The sequence below is a fragment of the bacterium genome (genome assembly GCA_021372775.1).
In the GTDB taxonomy this organism is placed as follows: domain Bacteria; phylum Acidobacteriota; class Polarisedimenticolia; order J045; family J045; genus JAJFTU01.
On the sequence record JAJFTU010000259.1, the window covers coordinates 1 to 5,465 of the forward strand.

The following is a 5,465-nucleotide window of genomic DNA, read 5'->3' on the forward strand; positions in this document are numbered from 1 at the left end:
CCCGTCGGCCGCGCCCCGGCTTGGTCGGCGCGCGCGGCGCGACTAGACTCTCGCTTTCGCGGCGCGCCCGCGCTCGATCACCGAGACCGCCCACGTGACGAAGCGAACGCCCTTCCCCGACTCGCCCTTGGCCATCATCGCCGTCGTCTGCCTGCTCCTCGCAGGCAGCCTCGCGCTGATCCGCCCCACCGATCGGATGCGTCTCTATCCGGACGACGGGATGTTCTACGGAATCGTCGCGACGAACACCGTCCAAGGGGCGCCGTTCAGCTTCGACGGCGGCGTCTCCCGCACGACGGGATTCCACTGGGCGGGGTTGTTTCCTCCGCTCGCCGCCGCCGCCGCGCGCCGCGCGTCGCTCGGCGGCGGGGCGTACCGCGACTTCTTCGACGCGATCTTCGCCGTCGACGCGCTCGCGACCGGCCTGGCCGCTTTCGCCCTCGCGCTCGCCGCCCGCCGCATGGTCCGCTCGCGCTGGACTCTCGGCTTGCTGGCGGCGGTTCTCTTCCAAGTTCTTCTGCTCGGCTTTGGGATGGAGTCGTCCCTCGCGGCGCCCTTGCTCTTGGCGTTGCTCGTCGAAGCGACGGGGGAGAAGCCGCGAAAAGGCGTCCTCTTCGCTCTTGCGCTCGCCGTTCCCGTCGCGCGGCTCGACCTCGTCCCGATCGCGGCGCTCGCCGCGGCGCTCGGCGTCGCGTTGCCCCGACGCACGGAGCGTCCGCGGCTCGCCGTCGCCGCCGCGGCGGGTCTTGCCGTCGGCGTCGCGCTCGTCTTCGTCGCCAACACGTTGGTCGGCGGGGAACCGTTCTCGTCGAGCGTGATCGCGAAAGGGACCGCCGTCTCCTTCGTCCGGGAAGATCTCCTGCAGGCGCTCGCCGCGAACGCCGCGTTCCTCGTCGGCTTCGCGGCGATCCTCGCGGCGCGTCTGGCCGCGAAGCCGCTCCGCGATCCGCGGGGGATCGTCGTCGCCGCGATCGGGCTGCTGCTTCTGCTGCAGGTCTCCGTCCAGCGCTCGCTCGGCGGCAACAATCTCGGCCGCTGGTACGACGTCGTCTGGACCACGCTGTTCTTCGTCTCCGCCGCGGCGCTCTTCGACTCGCTCCCTGCGCGAGGCCGCGCGGGCGCGCTGGCCGGCGTCGTATGTCTCGGGATCTGCGCCTTGCCGCTCGCGCCGCGGGAGGCGATCCGCTCCCGGCTGCACGTCGCGCACGCCGAAGACGACGCCTACTACGCCTCGTGGGCGGAGTTCGGCGAAGCCGTGCGGCGAAGCGTGCCGGAAGGGGCCCGTCTCGCCGCGGACGACCTGCCGGGCGCTCTCTGCTACTACTCGCGCCGGCCCGTGGTCGCGCTCGACGGTCTCGCCAACAGCCCCGAATTCGTCCGTCGATACGTCTTGACGGGCCGAGTAGGCGACTATGTCCGCGAAGAAGTCGACTACGTCGCCCTCTTCCTCGACGATCCGCTGTTGCGCCGGTTCGGCCCGCAGGTAGACAGGGGCGCCGCCGACATCGAATTCCCGATCGGCTTTCTCCACAAGACGACGATTCCCGCCGGCGCTTTCCGCTTTTCGGCCGCCGATGTTGTGTTGCGCACGAAGATCCGCGCCTTCTGGTCGGAGTTCTGGCTGGTTCGCGTCCCGAAAGGAAGAGTCGGCGTCTGATCAGCGGGAGCGGCGCCGAGCCCGCGCCGCGTGAAACATGCGCGGACCCAGCAGGCCGAAGGCAATCGAGGCCCAAAGAACCGGCCGCAGCGGCCGCCGCGCCAGCGCCTGCAGCGCGCGCCGCAGCCCGAGCGCGCGGGCGCCGGCGGCGAAGTGGGCGTTCGCGGCCGAGCGCAACTGCCGTTCCCGCAGCCGCGGCGCGAAGGCGCGCAGGTCGGCGTCGTAGGCGGCGAGCGCCGCCTCGATCTCCCGCGCGCGGTCGGCGGCGTCGGCGCGGAACCGATCCGGGGCCATCGCGGTGAGGCGGTTCGCCGCGTCCACGTGCGCCAGGGCGACGACGTCGGGGAAGGTCAGGCGGTCGCAGCGCCGCGCGAGATCGAGCGTGTGCTTGTTCTCCCACGCCCGCGAGTCGGGGAAGCGGACCTCGCGCGCGATCGTCCGCCGCACGCAGTAGAGCATGTCGGAGCGTTCGGCCGCGCCGTCGGCCCAGCGCAGGAAGTCCGCGAAGCTCATCCGCGCCGCGGGGAGCGGCGGCTCGGGCGAGAAACCGCCCGACTCGACGCGGTACATGAAGCAGAGAACGCCGACGTCGTCCGGCGCGCCGGCCGCGCGCGCGGCGATCGTCGCCAGCGCGCCGGGCAGCAGCTCCTCGTCGCTGTCGAGGTAGATCACCCACTCGCCGCGCGAAGCGTCCGTGCCGGTGTTGCGCGCCGGGCAGACGCCGCGGTTGGCCGCGTGCCGCAGCACGCGCAGGCGCGGATCGCCGAGCGACGCCGCGGCCGCCGCGGTCCCGTCGGCCGAGCCGTCGTCCACCACGACGACCTCGAACGAAGGACCGCGCTGGGCGAGGCAGCTCGCCGCGGCGAGGCGCACGTGCCGCTCCCGCTCGAACGCGGGGATCACGACGCTGAAGAGCGGCGCCTCGTCGGACACGCCCCGTTCCCTCCTTTGCGGCGGCTTCGCCGACGGCCGTAGAATCAGCCGTCGAGGGAGTTCCCGTCGAACGACAGTCTCGCGGCCCGGGAGGACGGAAGCAAGTGCGCGTCCTGCACCTCACGAACCTCTATCCGTCGCCGCGGCGTCCTTGGTTCGGCACGTTCATCGAGGAGGAGGTCCGTGCGCTCGGCCCGGAGGTCGAGAGCGAGGTCGTCTTCGTGGACGGCGCCGCGGGAAAGATCGAGTACGCGCGGGGGATCGCCAGGGTGCGGGACCTGCGCGGCCGCTTCGACCTGATCCACGCCCACCACGGCTGGTGCGGCCTCGCCGCCCTCGCCGCGCGTTCCGGCGTTCCGATCGTCCTCACGCTCCTCGGCGGCGACGTCTTCGAGCGCGAGGTCCGCTACAAGCGGCTCCTCGCGCGCCTCGTCCGCGCCGCGCTCCCGCGCTTCGCCGCGCTGATCGTCCGCTCGCCGGCGATGGCCGAAGCCCTTCCGCCGGCGATTCATCCATCGGTCCATATCGTGCCGCACGGCGTGGACCTCGACCTCTTCGCGCCGTCGGACCGCCGCGCCGCCCGCGCCGCGCTGGGGCTCGATCCGGAGCGGCCGCAGTTCCTCTTCGCCTGCGCCGACAACGACCAGTCGCGGCGGGAGAAGCGGCGCGACGTCGCGGAGGCGGCCGTCGCCGCCCTCGGCGAAGGGCGCGGCGCGCTGCTCGAGGCGGCGCGGACGCCGCACCACCTCATGCCGCTCTACGTCAACGCGGCGACGGCGGTGCTGCTCCCCTCCGACTACGAGGGCTCGCCGAACATCGTCAAGGAGGCCCTGGCCTGCGAGCGGCCGGTCGTCGCCGCCGACGTCGGCGACGTGCGCGGCCTGATCGAAGGGCTGCCCGGCTGCAGCCTCGCCGAGCGGAGCGGCGCCGCGTTCGCCGAAGCGCTGCGGCCGCTCCTCGCCGACGACCTCCGCGCCGACGGCGGGCGGGCGCGGCTGGCCGAGCGCGGGCTCACCCTCGCGGAGACGGGGCGCCGCTTCCGCGCGGTCTACGAAGGCGTGCTGGCCGATGGGCAAGCGGCGGCTGTTCGGCATTGACGTGGACGACGTCGGCCTCGACGAGGCCGCCGACACGGTCGTCCGCTGGGCGGCCGAGGAAGGCGCGCGCCGCTACGTCGTCACGCCGAACGTCGATCACATCGTGCGGCTCGAGCGGGACGCCGAGTTCCGCGCGGTCTACGCCGGCGCCGCGCTGACGCTGCCCGACGGGATGCCTCTCGTCTGGGCCTCGCGCCTGCTGGGCCGGCCGCTGCCGGCGCGCGTCACCGGCGCCGATCTCTTTCCCGAAGTCTGCGCGCGCGCCGCGGCGGCGGGGCTGCCGATCTTCCTGCTCGGCGGGCTTCCCGGCGTGGCCGACCGCGCCGCGGACGCGCTCCGCGCGCGGCATCCCGCGCTCCGCGTCGCCGGCACGTACTCGCCGCCGTTCGGCTTCGAGAACGACGCCGCGGAGAACGAGCGGGTTCTCGCCGCGGTGAACGCCGCGGCCGCGCCGATCCTCTTCGTCGGGCTCGGCGCGCCGAAGCAGGAGAAGTGGATCGCGCGCGAACTGCCGCGCCTCGCGGCGCGCGTCGCGCTCGGCGTCGGCGCCGCGTTCGACTTCGTCGCCGGCAGCAAGAGGCGCGCCCCGGCGCTCGTGCGCCGCGCGGGGTTCGAGTTCCTCTGGCGCTTCGCGCAGGAACCGCGCCGCCTCTTCCGGCGTTACTTCGTGGACGACGTCCGCTTCGCGGCGATGGTCTGGCGCGAGCGGCGTCGCGGGGGGACACGTTGAGCGGGCTCAAGCTGGCGTTCGTGCTCTGGTCGGGCAAGGTCGGCGGCGCGGAGACGGCGACGCGGGCGCTGATGCGCGCCCTCCGCCCGCGCGGCGTCGAGTCGCGGGCGATCCTCTTCGGCGGCGACGGCGCGGTCGGCGCCGCGCTGCGGGCCGACGGCTTCGCCGTGCGGACCCTCGGCTACCGCAGCGGCGCTCGCTCGTTCCTGCGCCCGGCGCGGATGGCGCTCGCGCTGCGCGAGGAGCGCGCCGACGCGCTCGTCTTCGCCGACACCGACCTGCTGCTGCCGTTCGCCCTCTTCGCGCGCGGCCGGGCGCGGCGCTGCGCCGTGCTGCACCGCGGCGAGGTCGTGGGGCGCGGCTACACCCGCGCGCAGCGCGCCGGCGCCCTCTTCCGCCGCGTCTTCTCCGACCTCGACCTCTGCGTCTCCGACCACGTCGCCGGCGTCGCGCGCCGCGCCCCGCACGCGCGGCGGCTCGAGGTCCTGCCCAACGGCGTCAATACGGAGCGCTTCGCCCCGGCCGACGCGCCGCGCGCCGCGGGACCGCTCGTCGTCGGCTTCGCCGGACGGCTGATCCCCGGCAAGGGGCTCGAGGACGCGATCGCCGCCTTCGCCGCCGCGGGGGCGCCGCGCGGCGCGCGGCTGCGCGTCGCGGGGGACGGCCCGCTGGCCTTCGAGGCGCGGCGTCTCGCCGCGCTCTCCGGCGTAGGCGAGGCGATCGAGTTCCTCGGCCTCGTCGAGGACATGCCCTCGTTCTGGCGCGGCTGCGACGTCGTGCTCGCCCCCTCGAACGGGCTCGTCGAGTCGTTCGGCATGGTGCCGCTGGAGGCGATGTCGTGCGGCAAGCCGGTCGTCGCCTCGCGCGCCGGCGGGCATCTGGACATCGTCGTGGACGGCGAGACCGGCGTCCTCTTCGCCCCCGGCGACCAGGCCGCGCTCGGCGCCGCGCTCGGCCGCTACCTCGACGACCCGGAGCTCCGCGCGCGGCACGGCGCGGCCGGCCGCCGCCGCGCCGTCGAGTCGTTCGACGTCGCGCGCGTCGCGGA

Annotated in this window: 5 protein-coding genes; 4 read left to right on the forward strand and 1 reads right to left on the reverse strand. The window is 74.6% G+C overall.

Annotation, left to right across the window (positions count from 1 at the left end; genetic code table 11):
• The first annotated feature begins 94 nt into the window (after positions 1-94).
• Positions 95-1,657 (forward strand): hypothetical protein, encoded by a 1,563-nt coding sequence (locus LLG88_09250; GenBank protein MCE5247087.1) that lies wholly within the window; start codon positions 95-97, stop codon positions 1,655-1,657.
• Here the strand turns inward: LLG88_09250 and LLG88_09255 are convergent, their stop codons facing one another.
• Positions 1,658-2,590, reverse strand: coding sequence for a glycosyltransferase family 2 protein (locus LLG88_09255; GenBank protein ID MCE5247088.1), 933 nt, complete (start codon positions 2,588-2,590; stop codon positions 1,658-1,660).
• Between the two features lie 104 nt (positions 2,591-2,694).
• On the opposite strand from LLG88_09255, the gene LLG88_09260 reads away from it, so the two are divergent.
• The 3 genes from LLG88_09260 to LLG88_09270 all read left to right on the forward strand — a co-directional run.
• The gene (locus tag LLG88_09260) at positions 2,695-3,687 is read left to right on the forward strand and encodes a glycosyltransferase (GenBank protein ID MCE5247089.1); all 993 of its coding nucleotides are present in this window, start codon (positions 2,695-2,697) and stop codon (positions 3,685-3,687) included.
• Entirely contained in the window at positions 3,659-4,417 is a 759-nt protein-coding gene (locus LLG88_09265) for a WecB/TagA/CpsF family glycosyltransferase (GenBank protein MCE5247090.1), read from the forward strand. Before LLG88_09260 ends, LLG88_09265 begins: the two co-directional genes overlap by 29 nt.
• On the forward strand, positions 4,414-5,465 hold a 1,052-nt coding region (locus tag LLG88_09270; GenBank protein MCE5247091.1), incomplete at its 3' end, for a glycosyltransferase family 4 protein. The genes LLG88_09265 and LLG88_09270, both read left to right, overlap by 4 nt.

Bases quoted from the DNA above. Each gene is read 5' to 3' on its own strand.
- LLG88_09265 (MCE5247090.1), top strand. From the start codon at position 3,659: ATGGGCAAGCGGCGGCTGTTCGGCATTGACGTGGACGACGTCGGCCTC.